This window comes from Acinetobacter sp. Li1LvA2 (assembly GCF_056156705.1).
The window spans coordinates 133337-150901 of the sequence record NZ_JBSICF010000001.1 but is presented as its reverse complement, the minus strand read 5'-3'; the positions used below and the strand labels follow the sequence as shown (position 1 = coordinate 150901).

The window sequence follows — 17565 nt, the reverse complement described above, 5'->3', positions numbered from 1 at the left end:
GATGGATAACAGGTGATAGATGAGGAACCTGTGATGTTTAAAGTTTGGGATTTTCAGCGTTGGCTAACAATTATTTTTGCTATTTTTTTGACTGCCAATGTGGCACACGCCGCAGAGTCAGATAAGGCTCAAAACCTTAGCAAAGCAAATGGAAAAATTTTAGTCGTGATGACCAATCACTCGGCTTACCCTTCCCGTTCGGATAAAACTGGACTTTGGCTAACAGAGCTCACTCATTTTTATGATGTCGCTTTGGCTGCTGGCTATGATATGGATTTTGTAAGTCCTTTAGGCGGTCAAGTTCCTCTGGATGAACGTAGCTTAAAGTCTATTTATTTAGACAAATCGGCACGAGATCATTTAGCTGATCCCGCGTTTATGCAGCGGTTAAAAACAACGTTAGCTCCGAGCTCGATTAATCCGACCCAGTACAAAGCCATTTACTATACTGGTGGCCACGGCACCATGTGGGATTTCCCAACCAATAAAGCTCTGCAAAACATTAGTGAACAGATCTATCGCCAAGGTGGAGTCGTTTCAGCAGTATGTCACGGCGTGGGTGGTTTATTACCTTTGCAGGATGAAAATGGCAAACCTTTAATTGCAGGTAGAACCGTTACTGGTTTCGCAAATATTGAAGAAACGCTATCTGGTATTAAGTCTCAAGTTCCTTTTTCTCTACAAAATGGACTCATTGAACGTAGAGCAAACTACAAACAAGCATTTGTTCCATTTACATCTTATGTGGTTTCGGACGACAGAATTATTACTGGACAAAACCCACAGTCGAGTAAGGAAATTGCTGAGGCAGTTGTTAAGCGTTTAACTAGCATTCAATAAATCTAAAAAGACGAATTACAGAATAGGGCTGTAATTCGTCTTTTTCATATAAATACTATAAAAAAATTAGCCAATCTTTTGATAATGAAGACCTATTACGCCTGAAGCAAAAGTTTTATTTTCAATGAGTTTAAAATTAGTCTTTTCTTGAATACCTTGGAATAGTGGCAAGCCACTACCAATCAGCACAGGCGAAACCGTAATTTTGTATTCATCAATTAAACCAAGTTGCATCAGGTAGTGTGCGAATCGAAGACTCCCCAGAATTACCATATCCTTGCCCTGCTTCTGTTTAAGTTTATTAATTTCTTCTTCGACATGGTCTTTTACAAGTCTGGAATTATTCCATTCAACTGTATCTAAAGTAGTTGAAAAAACAATTTTTTCTGTCTTTTCAATCCACTCCGCATGATTTCGCTCGTGCTCTGAAGCGGCTGGGCTTGAAAGCATGGTTGGCCAGTAATTATGCATCATTTGGTAAGTCGCACGCCCCCAAATAACCGTATCGGCAGTGCTCAAAACTTCTTTGGCATGATTTGCTAAATCGGCGTCGTAAGCAATCCAACCTATGTCCATTGCCCCATTTGGACCTTCGACAAAACTGTCAAGCGATGCATGTAGAAACAGTATGAGTTTTCTCATTATTCTCATTCCTTTGTTATGAAAAATATTTATCGATTTTTAGTATATTCAATTTGAATTATTTCTTATGGAGTGTTTTGTTTGCTGTTTTTCTTTCACCCATATAAAGCTGTATTTACTTGAAATATTTAAAAAAATAACCCAAACAAGAATGACTCCTTGTTCGGGATTATTTATAAACATGCTGTTTTAATAAAGACTTTTAATTAATGACCAGCGGACCAGAACCCGGCAACTCGGTCACTAGCTTATAGCCCATCAGTTTTGCAGGTGTATATGTACCGCCTTTAACGGTATTTTTGAGTAAATAATTCACCACAGTCAGAGAGCCATTTACGGTAAGGCTATACGCATTTTCTGTTTGGATACGGGCGGTTTTTATTTCCCCACGCATATTTCTTGCTTCACCCCAAACATAGGTAGGTACTTTCGCACGGAGTTCCTCATTTGGCCCAACGACCGTTTTTTCAATACGCGACTTAATAAACTTCTGTACGGCTTTTAGTTTTAATACTGGGCGTACATAGTTCATCATTTTCGCGCCCATAATCATTTTGGGAAATGCAGGTACAAACACTTCAATGTTTGGAATACCTGTTGTATAGAACGCTGTAGATACGTCTCCCCACGGAACGCTCATAGCACTTTTTTTACCGTCCCCAAAATCAATAGTTCGGACGTAGTGTGCCAATGGAACCGTAGTAATTTTTCCGTTTTTACGAATTTTTCCACCCTCTGCCATACCTTCTGTACTGGTTTTGGCAGTACCCGGTGAAAGTCCTGTTCTTGAGTCGAAACCAAGTGCTAAATGAGTCGCATCTGGCAGTGCTTCTTTCAAGGCAGCTGCCACACAGTCTGTCGGAATCACATCGAAACCAACACCCGGACAAAGCACGATATCGGCTTTTTCGGCTTGGCTGTTAAGTGACTGCGCTAATTCAAAAACTGCAATTTCACCAGTAATATCGAGATAGTGAGCACCTGCTTTTATACAAGCTTCCATCATGGGCTTCGAGGTCGCTGAAAATGGTCCTGCGCAGTGCATGACCAACTTAAAGCCTTGGATTTGCTCACTTACTGCATCTACGCTATCAAGTCCAAAAGCTTTATAGTTGAGCCCCAACTCTTGAGCGAGTGTTTCAACCTTGGCTTTGTTACGACCAGCCAAAGTTGGTTTTAGACCTTGGCGTACAGCTTCACGAGCGATTAACTCACCCGTGTAGCCATTTGCTCCATAGATTATCCAATTTGAATCGTTAGGATTTGTCATAGCACTACTCTTTTATTAAGAAGCAAATGAATAATCACGCATACCTTTTTTGTATTGGCGGGTACGGCATGACATCGCTGATTGTTGCAAAATTAAAGCCCAAGCTGGTGAAACATTTGGTTTTGTTTTTTTGCCAGAACTTAAATTACGTAACTGAAATTTGACCACAGCCATATTCGCAAGTGAAGCGAATGTTTTATTTTCCCAAGTAATCGGCTTAAGTTCAGGTGAAACATTGTGGCCTTGTTCCCAAGCATTTGGCAAATTAGGTTCAATTGCTAGTGCTGTGGCAATACCGACCATATCTACACCGCTTTCAACCACTTGCTCTGCTACCTGCTTACGACGTATGCCACCTGTTACCATAACAGGCATTTTGGCAACTTTTCGGATTTCTTGTGCAAACTCTAAAAAGTAAGCTTCACGGGCAAGTGTTCGGCCATCACGTGCTTGACCCTGCATTGCTGGCGCTTCGTAACTACCGCCTGAAAGCTCCACCAAATCGACTGCATGCTCATTTAACATTTTAACCACTTGTTGAGCGTCTTCAGCACTAAACCCGCCACGCTGGAAATCGGCTGAATTTAGTTTTATCGCGACAGTAAATTCAGGAGAAACCACTTTACGAACTGCTTCTACAATCTCAATTAAAATGCGAGCGCGGTTTTCTAAAGAACCACCCCATTGATCTTGGCGTTTATTACTCAGTGGAGAAAGAAACTGGCTTAATAAATAACCATGCGCTGCATGAATTTCTACACCAGTAAACCCTGCTTTTTCACCTAAACGTGCTGTGTTTGCAAAACGCTGAATCACCTCTGTAATCATAGATTCAGTCATTTCGATTGGCGTATTAAAGCGATTTGACATTTTCCCTAAATCTAAAGCAACAGCAGAAGGTGCCCACGTTTGTTGCCCTAAATTTGACTGCATTTGACGACCGGGATGGTTAATTTGAAGCCAAACCTGAGCGCCTTTTGAACGGCTAATTTGCGCCCATTTTTTAAAAGTATCTAGATGTTTTTCATCTTCAAGCACGACACCGCCCGGTCCAGTCATTGCGCGGCGATCTACCATTACATTTCCGGTAATGATTAAACCTACACCACCATTTGCCCAAGCTTGATATAGACGCATCAATTCTTCTGATGGTGCGTGGTTTAAATCAGCCATGTTTTCTTCCATTGCCGCTTTAGCAATACGGTTAGGAACATTTGAGCCATTTGGAAATACTAATTTTTCGAACACTTTCATTGGAATGACCTCATTCAGTATGGCTATACTTTAAGATTAAAGCTAACTTTAATGTCAATACCTTTTAGTATTTCTATATTTAATATTTTGACTTTATTAATTTTTTATATAAAAAAAGAGGCACTCTTTAGGCCTCTTTTTTGAAGTTTAAACGCTTTTAATTATTCGCGAATAAAAGCCAACAAGTCCGCATTAATTACTTCATGGTTAACAGTTAACATGCCATGAGAAAAACCTGGATAGATTTTGAGTTGGCTATTTTGAAGTAACTCAGCAGATTTCACGCCAGAAGTTTTATAAGGCACGATCTGATCATCGTCACCATGCAACACCAAAACAGGAACCGTGATTTTCTTTAAATCTTCGGTGAAGTCAGTTTGTGAGAATGCCACAATACCGTCGTAATGAGCTTTTGCGCTGCCTGTCATGCCCTGACGCCACCAGTTATTAATGATACCCTCCGATGGTTTCGCATCCGGTCGGTTAAAACCATAAAATGGGCCAGATGGTAAATCACGGAAAAATTGTGCACGGTTGTTGAGAACTTGATTTTGCAGGTCATCAAAAACTTCTTTTGGTAACCCTTCAGGATTATTTTCAGTTTTAACCATAAGTGGTGGTACTGCACTCACAAGTACAGCTTTTGCAACATTTTCTTCGCCGTGACGCGCAATATAATGGGCTACTTCACCGCCGCCAGTTGAGTGGCCAATATGAATTGCATTTTTAATGTTCAGATGCTTGACCACTTCTGCAACATCGTCTGCGTAATGGTCCATATCGTGACCATCCCATACTTGACTCGAACGGCCATGTCCACGTCGGTCATGAGCAACTACACGAAAACCTTCTTTAAGGAAAAAAAGCAACTGTGTGTCCCAATCATCTGAACTTAAAGGCCAACCATGATGAAAAAATAATACTTGGGCATCACGAGGTCCCCAATCTTTATAGAAAATTTCTACACCATCTTTTGTCGTTACATATCCCATCTTTGTTCTCCTGCTGAAAAACTGCTTGTTGATTCGTTATAAAGATTTGAATATTTATACTAAGCTTGAAGTTAACTTTAAGGTCAATCATCTTAAATCATATTTTAAAAATAAAATTTATATGAAGACTCTAATCAACTTTGTATCTTTTTAATCTTGAATTGTTTTTATTTTATTTCTTTTAAATGTCAAAGATTTGATATATTAAAAATTAAAGCCTTGACCTTAAAGTTAGCTTTAATCTTATAGTGCCCACATTGGCTATTAATTAACACGTCTTGATAAAGACAACCGTAGCTACTCGGTCATTAAATATGAAAGGTGAACGCTCATGAATATAAAACAACAGTTTACTGAGGTTGAGTTTGGGCAACAAAAAGTCAAAGTACCCAAAGATGGTTATTACGACCGTTTTAGAATGAACCCTGATCTAAACGAAGTCGCTCAAGACCCTGCTGCGGGCAACATCGATTTTTTCCGCCATATTCCTAAAAAAATTGTAGAGTCACGTGTAGGCCCTGTCTGGGCACCTAACTTTTATTATCGTAGTGCAAATGTACAGCTTTTAATGCTTGCTCCAATTAAGCTCATTAAGGCAAAACTTCCTGCGGCTTTAACTCCATTACAACCATTTCCGGGTTATGGGTTGGTCGCCGTTACGTTCTTTACCTATTCAGTTTGTGATAATGACCCTTATAACGAAGTATCCATTGCGATTGTTGTACGTCAACCTAATGCTCGTGGTCCACATATTGCAGAGTTGATGAAATCGATGCGTCAACGTCATTTTCATGCGCATGTTTTAGCTTTACCTGTCGATACAGAAATTGCCAGAGTTCGTGGTGTATATGGTTACCAACTACCAAAATGGCTGACTAAAATTGACGTCAACATTACTTCAAAAGAGGTTCAAGCTAAAATTTTCGATGTTAATGGAAAATTAGATTTAAGCTTGAAAACCTTAGTACCGACTTTAAAACATGTCGCTTCTGAAACACATATTAATAAAGCCACTATGTTACATGTTGTTGATGGGAAATGGCATCAAACAGAAGTTCAGTCCAACATTCTTTCTTTCGCTCAAAAGCTTTTCCCAAAGAATGTTCAACTCGAGAAAAATCAGGGCCCTTTAACTACATTGTTAAATGAGCTAGGTGCCTCAAGAAGATGCTTTATCTAGCATAGATAATATATAAAACAATAATTAAATTATATATTTCAATAATATAAATAATTTTTTATTTTTAAAATATGAAAAGAGACCAGCTAGTGGTCTCTTTTTTTATTTTATTAGATTGCTTCTTTGGTCATCTCACCATTCATGAGTTATAAAAAATATCATGCTTAAGAAAAATGTAATATCCGAATCTGTGATTAATCAGAGGTTGATTAAACATTCTCCCCAATTTCCATACAATTATATATAATTTAAAACAATGATTGGATTAAAAAAATCTATTATAAAAAAATTAAAAATCTTTTAAATACAGTTCATTAAAATAAAAGATGAATATATTAATCGTCAAAAACCTGAGTTATTAAACTATTGATTAGATTCCACCTTCTTTCAATTTTGCTATTAATAAGGAAACTTGATAGTAAGGGATATTTACTGTGAATCAGACTCAGCATCACACCACGGAAGTTGCAATTTTAGGGGCAGGACCTGTTGGATTAACAATTGCAAATTACTTAAGTAAGCAAGGTGTACAAGTTACTGTTATTGAACAATTAGATCAGCTTATTGATTATCCAAGAGCTATTGGTATTGATGATGAATCATTAAGAACAATTCAGTCAGTAGGTCTGATCAAACAAGTTTTACCGCATACCACCCCAAATCATGCAATGCGCTTTTTAACCCCTAAAGGACGGTGTTTTGCAGATATTCAACCTATGACTCGCGAATTTGGTTGGCCACGTCGTAATGCATTTATCCAACCTCAAGTTGACCGTGTTTTATTAGAAGGTTTAGCGGCCTATCCAAAAACAGAGGTACGTTTTTCACGTCAATTAAATAGCTTTACTCAAGACAACGACTACGTGACGTTAAGCCTAACGACAAAAGATCAAAAACAGGAAGTTGTTCAAGCACAATATTTAATTGCTTGTGACGGTGGAAATTCATTTGTACGACGCACGCTTAACATTAATTTTGAGGGAGAAACTGCACCTAACCAATGGATTGTTATTGATCTTGCTAACGATCCACTCGCGACTCCTCATGTATATTTATGCTGTGACCCTGTTCGTCCTTATGTATCAGCAGCTTTACCACATGGTATTCGTCGTTTTGAGTTTATGGTAATGCCTGGAGAAACTCAGGAAGAACTAAGTAAACCCGAAAATATCAACCGATTATTAGGTAAAGTTTTACCTCATACGGACAATATTGAAGTGATTCGTCAGCGCGTTTATACCCACAATGCACGTATTGCAGACCGTTTCCGTGTAGATCGTATTTTATTAGCTGGAGATGCAGCCCATATTATGCCCGTATGGCAAGGTCAAGGTTACAATAGTGGCATGCGTGATGCTTTTAATCTTGCTTGGAAAATGGCCTTAGTCGTTAAAAAAGTTGCAGACCCAGAAATTCTAGACAGTTATCAACTGGAGAGAAAAGACCACGCTCAAGCCATGATTAATTTATCTGTTCTGGCAGGTCATGTACTTGCTCCACCAAAAAAATGGCAAGGTGCCATGCGTGATGGTATTGCTTATGTATTAAATTACATACAACCGATAAAACGCTATTTATTAGAAATGCGTTTTAAACCTATGCCGAAATATCATCAAGGCATCTTGGCGCCCTTTCCAGAAAAGAATACACCTGTCGGAAAGATGTTCATTCAACCGCATGTTCAGCTTGAAAATAAAGACAAAGTTTTACTGGACGAAGTGATTGGCAATAACTTTGCCATACTTGCTTGGGGAGTTAATCCTACTTGGGGTATATCACCAAATGTAATGAAAAAATGGGGCAAGTTAGGAATTAAGTTTATTCAAGTCGTACCTGCTGTTCAGTTAGATGCACCGAACCGTTCTTCTCATGAGCATGTAATTACTATTGGCGATGTAGATACTGAAATTCGCTCTTGGTTTAGTCAAACGAATCAATCTATGGTGATTTTAAGACCTGATCGTTTTATAGCAGGACTCGCTATACCTCAAACAGTAAACAGTATAAGTGAAGAGTTGTTCCAAAAAATGCATTTGGTTAACTAAAAGTAATTAAGCCATTCTTTAGAATGGCTTTTTTTAAAAGGCAAAATTTAGATGAAATTGTTTTTTGAGTACATCCAATATCAAATCTATCGCTTTGTTAACATGATCTTTTCTATAAGAAACATATAAACCTATCATAGGCAAAGGTTCTATGGTCTTTTTCACTACAATTTTGTCTCCCAAAAGGGGAATGACATACTGAGGAACGAGACTCCATCCAATTTCCATTCCAACCAAGTTAACATTCAATAAAATGTTAGTTGAGTACTGCACAACATTGACATTAAGTTTAGATTTTTTAAAGAAACCATCAATAATTCGATAAAGTTCAGGTGAAGCATCTTCATTACACATCACAAAGTTATGGTTCTCAAAACTTTTTATACTAATGCGTTCCTGTTGAATATCTGGCGAGTTTTTAGGAATAATTAAAGTCAACGGTTCTTGAAAGATTTGAATAGAAACCAGTTCATCGGTATTAGCTCCGTAACGTGTAAAAGCAATATCTATCTCTCCCTTCTTAAGCGCCTGTAGTTGAGCATCATCGGTTAAGCTTTGAAAATCAATTGTAAGCTCGGGGAAATGTGCTCTAATATTCGGCATGATGTAAGGGAAAACTTTCATTTCAGCTACGGGAACAAAACCAATATTTAATTGCTCTTGCTCAATTTTCGCAGTTTGTCTAGCCAAACTAATGGCTTTCTCGGTGTGTTCTAAAATAATGAGAGCTTCTTTAAAAAAGACTTCCCCTGCTTTCGTAAGTTCCACTTTTCGTTTGCTGCGTATAAAAAGCTGAACACCGACTTCATCTTCTAAGTCTTTAATCTGTTGACTTAGCGAAGGCTGTACCGTATGCATGCGCAGTGCAGCTTTTGTAAAATTTAGCTCTTCAGCGACCGCAACAAAGTAACGTAAGTGACGTAATTCCATGTCATATCCCAATTTTTTTCTTTATATCTCGATCACATAGCCAACGATATAAAAATAAAGTCATTATCGTCACCCATGCACACAGTTGGTAAGTTTTTTCATAGCCTATTTGGGCAATAATAAATCCTACCAGAACTGAACCAATTGCCATCCCTAAATCAAATAAAGTAAAAAATGTTGAAACCGCATAACCAATTCTTTTTTTCTCAACCGTTTGCATAGCCATCGTTTGAAAAATAGGAAAAAGTGATCCATACCCTGCACCGATTAAAGCCGCTGCAAACCAATATTCCCACTGTGTTTGCATTTGACTTACCAAGAATAATCCTATCGCAAAAAGAATAAACGAAGGATAAACTACTGAGTTAGCCCCTCTTTTATCATATGAATAGCCAACCCATGGACGTGCGATAATCATTGATATTGCAAAGATAATAAAAAATATACTTGTCGCAGTGAGTAAGTTTTTAGTTTCACTATAGATACTTATAAAACTCATAATACTTGAATAAGCCATTGCAACAAATAATGCAATCACACCCATAGGAACCACTCTTCTTTCGATAATATCGTTTAAAGTAATCTTGCGGGTTGTGTGAACCAAAGGTTTATCTTTTAACGAAGACACAGGTATAAGGAAGCAAAAAACTAAACCTAAACAAACAATTAAAGTGAGAAGAATAAATAGGTTATAAAAACTGGTGTAGCGTACCGTGGCTAAAGCAATCATCGGTCCAAATACTACTGCTAAATTCGTAGACATGACGAAATACCCCATACCTTCACCCTTTCTCTGCTCTGGTATGAATTCATTCACAATGGGTACTGTTACCGTAGTCAAAATACTAAACCAGATTCCATGCAAGAAACGAATCAGCAGCAATATCCATAGTTGATTGACCCATAAATAACCAAAGGCCAAAAATGCAAACAGTAATGCTGAACCTCGTAATGCATTTTTTTCACCCAACCAATCAATAATTAGACCGGCAAAAGGACGAATGGCAATCGATGAAATCAAGAATAGGGTTAATGCTAAACCTGCCTGACTAATTGAACCAGATAATTCTTTTAAAATATAAAGAGGTAATATGGTGAGCAAAGCATAGTAATAAATGAATAAAAAAAGGTTGTTCAATATACAGAGGATAAATGAACGATTCCAAAGCTTTTCCTTGGCAACTGGGTACATTTTTCTTACTCAATATAGATGATTAGTAAAACCAGAATTCGACTCATATGCTCGATACAATTATGAACTTACTAAAACATTCGGATGATCAAATTTGAAATTTCATTCAAATAATGCCAAATATGAAAAAAGCTCCTAAATATGAGCTTTTTTCATTGTGATATTCAGATTATTAGGCCTGATGTAATTTGCGAATCACCAAAAGCATCAGTAATGCCGAAATGATAATTCCAGGAATGGCAGCAGAAATTACGCCTGTAGCACCACTTCCCATCGCGAGTAATTGTCCAGCAATCGCAGGTCCTAACATTGCACCAATACGCCCAACCGCTGCGGCACTGCCCACACCCGTTGCCCGAATCTCAGTTGGATATACAATGCTACCAAATGCATATAAAACGCCTTGCCCACCAATTGTAAATGTTCCCATTAATGCTGCGGCTGCATACATCGCAGTAAGGCTACCGGCTCCATTTAAACTAAATAAACCAGCTAAAATACCTATGTACATCAATATAATGACATAAGCTTTATTCCAGCGATCAATCAGAATACCCAAAACAACCGTGCCTAGTGCAGCGCCCATTTGGAAAAAGACTTGAGCTAAACTACCCTGTTGACGAGAGAATCCCAACTCCATAAAGAGAGATGGCAACCAACTCAACATGATGTATACAACCATCAAGGTAAAAAAATAGCTTGCCCAAAGTAATAGAGTCTGCCCTGCATAGTTATTTCTAAATAAATTTTTAAAAGAGCTTTCTATACGTGTAATAGATTTATCCTGAAATCTAGTTTGTAAAAACTCCCGTGACTCTGGTAAAAATTTGATCATAAGAGGAAGCACCAAAAGTGGAACCACGCCTCCTACATAGAAAATAGTTTGCCAGTGTCCACTTACATCATAGGCTGCCAATAAAGATACTAAGATGGCTCCTATTGGCATACCGCAATACATCAGACCTACAGCACGCCCACGATTTTCGCTAGAAACAGCTTCTGAAACTAGAGCAATTAAATTTGGCATTGCAGCCCCTAAACCTGCTCCAGCTAGAAAACGTACCAATAACAAAGTATAGAAAGTGTTTACCCAGACTGTAAAAAGGGTAAATACTGCAAAAATAGTTACGGCCCCAATCAATACCATCTTACGACCAATGCGGTCTGCATAACGTCCACCAATTAACGCACCAGGTAATAGACCTAATATTCCTGCACTAAAAAAAATACCGAGTTGAGAACTATTTAAACCAAAGGATTCTCGAATACCAGCCGCCGCAATACCTGCTGCCTGAATATCAATTCCTTCAATCACAGCTATTAAAAAACAAATGACGATCGTAATAATAGAGTGCTTATTTCCTGCACGGTTCATAGAAAAATCCTTTTCTATCAGTTTGAAAAATCACAGCACATCATTTATGAACCGCTTTTATTTCTACATTAGCCTTAAGTTTTATAAATTCATAAAAAATAAAAAATGAAAATTCTTATATTTCTTTCAAACATTTTATTCTTAGACAAATTGCTTATAATGAAATAAAAAATTAAATTAAATTTCAAAAACTTATAATAAAAAAAATCGGATTTCAAAATTTATATATCTAAAAAATTTATTAATCATGATGAAACAAAACTGCTTCAGCAATAGTTAAAAGTTATAATGCAGTCCAAATTAACTATTAATTCTATTGATTTATAAGAAATATATATAATCAAAATAAAAAAACCGTCATATAATCATGACGGTTTTTCTTTTCAACATTAAATAGGCCTTTAGTATAACAATCCTAATTAAATTAATTTGCGTAATTCAATAGATACATCTAGCAACTTATCTTTATCAAAGGCGCTAGAACTAGAAACCAATTTTTTTAAATGCCTAACATCACGCGCCTGATTGACTGCAATACCCGCTACAACGATACCTTGGTCTAAGCCAAATAAAGTGAATCCAACATTTTTGTCTTCTTGCGGGGTCATATTGCCTCGTATATGCCATTCTTTTGCAGACATATCGCCAACGAATTGAAAGTTAATATCATATTGATCTGTCCAGAACCATGATGGATTAGCTTTAGGTTGTGCTAATCCCATGACATGACGAGCAAAAATGCCTGCTTGATTATTGGCATTTTCCCAAGTTTCAATACGGACATAATTACCATCTGCACGCAACTGAGTTGCTACATCACCAGCAGCATAAATATCCGGATGAGAAGTCTGACAATTTTCATTCACTTTAACAGCGAAATCGACGTCCAAGCCAGCGTCTATAGCCAACTGGGCATTTGGTACAATTCCAATACCATAAACAACTGCATCAGCAATGAGTTCCTCACCGCTTTCCAAAGTGATGACAATCTCTTCACCGCGCAGTTGGGTTTCAGAAATTTTCACATTTAGTCGAATATCAACACCTCGGCTACGGTGCTGATTAAGTAAAAACTCACTAATAATTTCTGGTGAACGCCCCATAATCATTGGAGTTTGTTCTAGCACAGTCACATGACAGTCTTTAAATCGAGCACTAGATGCTAACTCAAGACCAATCACGCCACCGCCGACCAATAAAATACGCTTACCCGGCTGTAATACTGGAATTAATGCCTGCGAATCTTCTAAATTCCGTAAGGTATAAACATTTTTACCCAATGCATCTAAAACTGGAAGACGGCGAGGTGCACCACCTGTTGCTAACAATAATTTGTCATAATGGAGATGTTCGCCATTTTTCAAAATCACTTGATATTGTTCAGGTACAATCTTTACAACAGCATTATCTTTAATAAACTCTACGCCTAAGTCTTCTAATTTCTGTTGTGACAGTATTTCAATCTTAGTCTGTTCTGGTCGTAGAATCATGTCTTTAGACAATGGTGGGCGTTCGTAAGGTAAATGAGGTTCATCCCCTATCAGGATGATTCGACCCTCATATTTATTACCACGTAAGTCTAAAATAGCACTTGCACCAGCTTGTCCAGCACCAATGATGACAATAGTTTGAATATTCATTGCTTACCCTTTATTTCAACTCGGCAGACACTATGCCAAAGCCAGCAATCCATTCACTGATTGGTTCATAGCAATGTAAGGTCATTTCATAATCACCTACAGTCTGTAATGCAGCAAAAGCAGCCATCCAAGTACGGACTTCTTGTCCCCCACGCCCACCTTCACGGCGGATTTCATCTTCGGTCATTGCTTCAAGTGCAGCAAAGTCTGCATTTTTGAATTTTTCCAATAACTGTTCATCCCATTCCGGATTAAGTGGAACAGCTACACTTTTGTCTCCTGCAGCCAAACGCTGTCCAACTGAAATGATTTTAGCCTGACGCGCATTTCGAGCTTCAGTCGTCGGGTTACGTCCAGCAATTAGAAACTCTTCGACTTCTGGTGGCACTGAACCCATTTGAGGCGTTGGTGGATCATGTGAAAGTCCACCTGTACCCAAAATTAGAATACGTTTATTTTCCTGATTAATTGATTTGATGAACGCTCCAATTGCACGACCTAAAGCAAGCGTTCGCTTTGTTGTAGGCATTGGTGCAGCAGCGCCATTAATAAATATAGGAATCGTTGGATAACGGTTCAGTTGACCATCACATAAAAAATGAAGCGGTTGGGTTACCCCATGATCTGCTTGCATCCGATATGAATAAGCCACATCTACGCCTTCATCAAGTACCTTTCGGATTAAGCTTAATGCTGTGCTTTCCGGCACATTAAGCTCACCAGGACCATAATTCCAATCACCTGCTGCTGTCGCACGTATACCAACACAGAAACTAGGCATCAGGTCATAAAAGAAGCCATTAAAATGATCTGGTCCAAAAGCAATAATTAAGGTTGGGTTGTATGCTTTGACTTCTGCAGCAAGTTTTTCAAAAGTCTTACGCACCCTTTGTTCTTGCTGTTGTTCTGCCGGAGACGCAAATTCCATTAGCGGGCTATGAGAAGCACAAATAAGTTTAACAGTCATGGTTAGCTCCGAAATAAGACAGTTTTTGGCTGCCTTATTAGTCCATTAATATCGGATTAAAATTAAGCATTAAAAAAAACCAGCGTTCGCTTGGCGTAAGCCACGAATGCCTAAACCACAGTCAGCATTAATGAAAACACCGGATAATGGTCGGTTATTTTGACGTGATGCGAGCAATACATAAGAACCCGTCATGTCTTCTGGTTCGGGTAAGAATCTCAATGGCATACCCTGCCCAATTTTTTGGGGATCGCGTGCATCAAGTAATCCTAGATTTTTCTGCCCAAGGGATGCGGCGCCTTTCACATTGACATTCATGCCAGATGGAGCAACTGCATTCACACGTACTTTCGGTGCCAGCTCATAGGCCAGTTCACGCACCAAACCCACACCAGCATGTTTTGATGCGGTATAAATTGGACCACCACCAGATGAATAAAACGCTGAGTTAGATAATGTAAAAATCATCGAGCCTTCAGTTTTGAGTAACTCATCTAAAGCAGCTTTTGCACCAAGCAAATAACCTTTCGTGTTAATACTCATGATTTCATCAAAGGCTTTATCTAACTGTTCGCCACTCATGTTGACGATGTCAGCATAATGATCCCAAATACCAGCGTTACCAATAAAGCAATCTAGCTTTCCAAAGCGCTCCACTGTGGCCTGCACGGCACGAACGTTATCCTGAAAACTAGCTACGTCTCCGGTAACCGCTACAATTTTGTCACCATAGCGTGCAATCAATTCATCTACTTTCGATTGTGAACGTTGCAACACGCCAACATGTGCACCCTCTTGTAAAAAGCGCTCAACTAACGCAAGCCCTAGCCCTGAACCACCACCAGTAATCAGCGCAACTTCACCCTCTAGCCATCCCATAATTACGCTCCTACCATTTCGACATAGAGTGCGCCGTCTTCAATCACGACAGGAAATGTCTGAATCGAATCAGTCGCGGGTACACATTGTGGTACACCCGTTTTCAAACAAAAACGTGATGCATGAAGTGGACATTCAACCGTGCCATCATCTTCTAGATAGCCTTCTGACATAGAAGCATTACCATGACTGCATTTATCATTCAGGGCAAAAAATTCACCATTGAAATTGAACACTGCAAGTGCAGCAATATCGCCTACATTACAATCTACTTTCAGCGCTTCGCCTTCATCTAATTCATCAATCTGACAAACAAAAATTTTAGTCATTAGAAAAACACCGTAATATTGTGAGAAATCAAAGTCGCTTGATCGAGAGTGATATCGCGTTTAGCAATTTTCCAACCCAAGCTGCTACTATCATCTTTTCGAATCAGGTCAACACGTTTACCCACATAGACCAGCACGTCTTTTTCTTTCTGTGAGCGATAAAGCAAATAGTTACTAAAAACCTGATATTCATTCGCCTGTTCTGTTGCTTCGACCCGAATATTGGTAATCAAATGACGTGTACGTGATGGAGGTTCTTCTGACCATGACATACCGGTTTCTAATTTGGCTACACGACGCTCTAGTACAAATTTATCGTCGTGATAAATCCATGTTGATGGGGGTGCTATACATTTACGACGATCACGTGTTTGCGCATTTGTAGTCGTTTTGAGCACATATAAAATGTCTTCGCTTAAGATGTCTAACCAATCACGGAATTTCCAGTCATCTAGCAACTGTGCTTCTGCATATAGAAACTGGCTAATGTCGTGGTGAAGTTCTAATCCGATAGAACGCCATACTGGCTGTTGTTTTAATGAGTCAATGATCTGGTTCATTTCACAAGCTCCTTCTCATCCTTTTTAGCCGCTTTTTTCAAAAGCTCTTGCTCATAAGCCTCATCTGCCCGTTGTACGTCTTCCCATTTTTCATGCATCAACAAGTTTGCCCAATGACGATACATGCCACGTGCAGCTGTTTCAGAGAAAACATGGTTGGTAATACCAGGGATACCATCTTCACGGTATTTTTCATTACCAAGGCCCATTTCCATGATGAGTTTGCTCTTACGCGCTTTATATCCCCGTAAAACTTTCTGGATTTCAATCCAGTTTTCACCGTCATCGGCTTCCGCAAAACCAGCCGGACCAAATGCTCGACAAGCATTCAACTCCATCGCTTCTTTGATGTGCTGTGGCGCTGCTTTGTCCGTGATACAGAAAGCCCAAACTTCAGTTTTATCTGGTCCACGTGGATGCCAAATACGCATGGTCGTCATACCATTTAGCCAAGACAAAGTTGGGAACAGGGTGTTATGGCCTGCCAAACGTAAAGCACGAGTGTCGCCCAAACGCTCTTTTGTTTCTTCATAAGTTTCGCGGAAATAATCTGCCACCTGACCATCCACCCAGAAATTAGCATCTGGTTTTTCGGTCAGAAAGAAGCCTGAACCATGGCCACGTTGACCATATTGCACACAGCTTTCTGCAGTTTCCCAAACTGGTCGTGCAGTTTGGGCGCTACCTAATGCTTTAGTAGTATCATCATTTGGTTTTCCACCTAATACTTGTACTGCTGAGGCATGTGAGTAAGGCGCATGGTATTGGTCAGAAGCGAACTGTTCTGCTGCAAATTTCCAGTTACAGTTAATCTCCCATTTATGGATGCCACCAATTACTTCAGAGCCACCTTCGCGGCGGTCAATCATTGCATCGAGATACCATGCAATATCACCCATATAATCAAGTAATTCAGGAGTATCTTCAGCCCAGCAACCAAAAATTAAACCTTTGTAGCTAGCAACACGTGGAACTTCTTGCAATCCCCATTCTTCTTTACAAGCACCATGTGGGAAAGCAATACCTTCTAATGGAATATCTTTAAGAGAACCATCAATTCCGTAAGACCAACCATGATATGGACACGTGAATGCGCGTGTATTACCACAGTCAGCATAGCTCACACGCATAGAACGATGACGGCATTGATTTAATAATGCCTTAATAGAACCATCTTTTTGACGAGTAACAATAATGGGATCTTCTCCCATATATGTGTTGAAAAAGTCTCCTGATTTTGGAATTTGACTTCCGTGACAAAGAAATAACCAGCAACGCCCAAAAACACGTTCTAACTCTAGTTCGTATAATTGTGGATCTGTGTAGATAGTTGGTGAGATACGTCCATTTTGTGCATCGACTAAAGCATCGATTTCACACACTTCAATTTTTCCATTCATGAGAAGCTCTCCTGCTGCCACCAAAAAGCGCACAACTTAAAATTCAATTTGAATGGATAATGATTTTTTA

General features: G+C 38.9%; 16 protein-coding genes. 3 read left to right on the top strand and 13 right to left on the bottom strand.

Annotation, left to right across the window (positions count from 1 at the left end; translation table 11 throughout):
- The first annotated feature begins 33 nt into the window (after positions 1–33).
- Positions 34–840, top strand: coding sequence for a type 1 glutamine amidotransferase domain-containing protein (locus ACS604_RS00680; RefSeq protein ID WP_474769490.1), 807 nt, complete (start codon positions 34–36; stop codon positions 838–840).
- 66 nt (positions 841–906) lie between these two features.
- Here the strand turns inward: ACS604_RS00680 and ACS604_RS00675 are convergent, their stop codons facing one another.
- From ACS604_RS00675 to ACS604_RS00660, 4 genes are all read right to left on the bottom strand, one after another.
- Entirely contained in the window at positions 907–1482 is a 576-nt protein-coding gene (locus ACS604_RS00675) for a dihydrofolate reductase family protein (protein WP_474769489.1), read from the bottom strand.
- Positions 1483–1684: 202 nt separating this feature from the next.
- On the bottom strand, positions 1685–2752 hold the full coding sequence (locus ACS604_RS00670) for a saccharopine dehydrogenase family protein (RefSeq protein WP_474769488.1): 1068 nt from the start codon (positions 2750–2752) through the stop codon (positions 1685–1687).
- Between the two features lie 15 nt (positions 2753–2767).
- Complete coding sequence (locus ACS604_RS00665) at positions 2768–4006, bottom strand: NADH:flavin oxidoreductase/NADH oxidase family protein (RefSeq protein ID WP_474769487.1); 1239 nt, start codon at positions 4004–4006, stop codon at positions 2768–2770.
- 161 nt (positions 4007–4167) lie between these two features.
- Positions 4168–4998: an alpha/beta fold hydrolase gene (locus ACS604_RS00660; RefSeq protein ID WP_474769486.1), complete on the bottom strand. Its 831-nt coding sequence runs from the start codon at positions 4996–4998 to the stop codon at positions 4168–4170.
- A gap of 331 nt (positions 4999–5329) precedes the next feature.
- Here ACS604_RS00660 and ACS604_RS00655 point away from each other — a divergent pair, with 331 nt between their 5' ends.
- Together ACS604_RS00655 and ACS604_RS00650 are read left to right on the top strand one after the other, a co-directional pair.
- Entirely contained in the window at positions 5330–6178 is an 849-nt protein-coding gene (locus ACS604_RS00655; protein WP_474769485.1) for an acetoacetate decarboxylase, read from the top strand.
- Positions 6179–6612: 434 nt separating this feature from the next.
- On the top strand, positions 6613–8223 hold the full coding sequence (locus ACS604_RS00650; protein ID WP_474769484.1) for a bifunctional 3-(3-hydroxy-phenyl)propionate/3-hydroxycinnamic acid hydroxylase: 1611 nt from the start codon (positions 6613–6615) through the stop codon (positions 8221–8223).
- Positions 8224–8256: 33 nt separating this feature from the next.
- Here the strand turns inward: ACS604_RS00650 and ACS604_RS00645 are convergent, their stop codons facing one another.
- The 9 genes from ACS604_RS00645 to hcaE form a co-directional block, all read right to left on the bottom strand.
- On the bottom strand, positions 8257–9153 hold the full coding sequence (locus ACS604_RS00645) for a LysR substrate-binding domain-containing protein (protein ID WP_125699384.1): 897 nt from the start codon (positions 9151–9153) through the stop codon (positions 8257–8259).
- Between the two features lies 1 nt (position 9154).
- The gene (locus tag ACS604_RS00640; protein WP_474769483.1) at positions 9155–10345 is read right to left on the bottom strand and encodes an MFS transporter; all 1191 of its coding nucleotides are present in this window, start codon (positions 10343–10345) and stop codon (positions 9155–9157) included.
- 172 nt (positions 10346–10517) lie between these two features.
- The gene (gene mhpT, locus ACS604_RS00635) at positions 10518–11720 is read right to left on the bottom strand and encodes a 3-(3-hydroxy-phenyl)propionate transporter MhpT (RefSeq protein ID WP_474769482.1); all 1203 of its coding nucleotides are present in this window, start codon (positions 11718–11720) and stop codon (positions 10518–10520) included.
- 419 nt (positions 11721–12139) lie between these two features.
- On the bottom strand, positions 12140–13360 hold the full coding sequence (hcaD, locus tag ACS604_RS00630; RefSeq protein WP_474769481.1) for a 3-phenylpropionate/cinnamic acid dioxygenase ferredoxin--NAD(+) reductase subunit: 1221 nt from the start codon (positions 13358–13360) through the stop codon (positions 12140–12142).
- A gap of 10 nt (positions 13361–13370) precedes the next feature.
- A complete protein-coding gene (locus tag ACS604_RS00625; RefSeq protein WP_474769480.1) occupies positions 13371–14327 on the bottom strand; it encodes a 3-carboxyethylcatechol 2,3-dioxygenase in 957 nt (318 codons plus the stop codon).
- A 69-nt stretch (positions 14328–14396) separates the two neighbouring features.
- The gene (gene hcaB, locus ACS604_RS00620) at positions 14397–15206 is read right to left on the bottom strand and encodes a 3-phenylpropionate-dihydrodiol/cinnamic acid-dihydrodiol dehydrogenase (protein WP_474769478.1); all 810 of its coding nucleotides are present in this window, start codon (positions 15204–15206) and stop codon (positions 14397–14399) included.
- A 2-nt stretch (positions 15207–15208) separates the two neighbouring features.
- A complete protein-coding gene (hcaC, locus tag ACS604_RS00615) occupies positions 15209–15535 on the bottom strand; it encodes a 3-phenylpropionate/cinnamic acid dioxygenase ferredoxin subunit (RefSeq protein ID WP_474769477.1) in 327 nt (108 codons plus the stop codon).
- Complete coding sequence (gene hcaF, locus ACS604_RS00610) at positions 15535–16095, bottom strand: 3-phenylpropionate/cinnamic acid dioxygenase subunit beta (RefSeq protein WP_474769476.1); 561 nt, start codon at positions 16093–16095, stop codon at positions 15535–15537. The genes hcaC and hcaF overlap by 1 nt, the downstream gene beginning before the upstream one ends.
- Positions 16092–17495, bottom strand: coding sequence for a 3-phenylpropionate/cinnamic acid dioxygenase subunit alpha (gene hcaE / locus ACS604_RS00605; protein WP_474769475.1), 1404 nt, complete (start codon positions 17493–17495; stop codon positions 16092–16094). Before hcaE ends, hcaF begins: the two co-directional genes overlap by 4 nt.
- Positions 17496–17565: the final 70 nt, after the last annotated feature.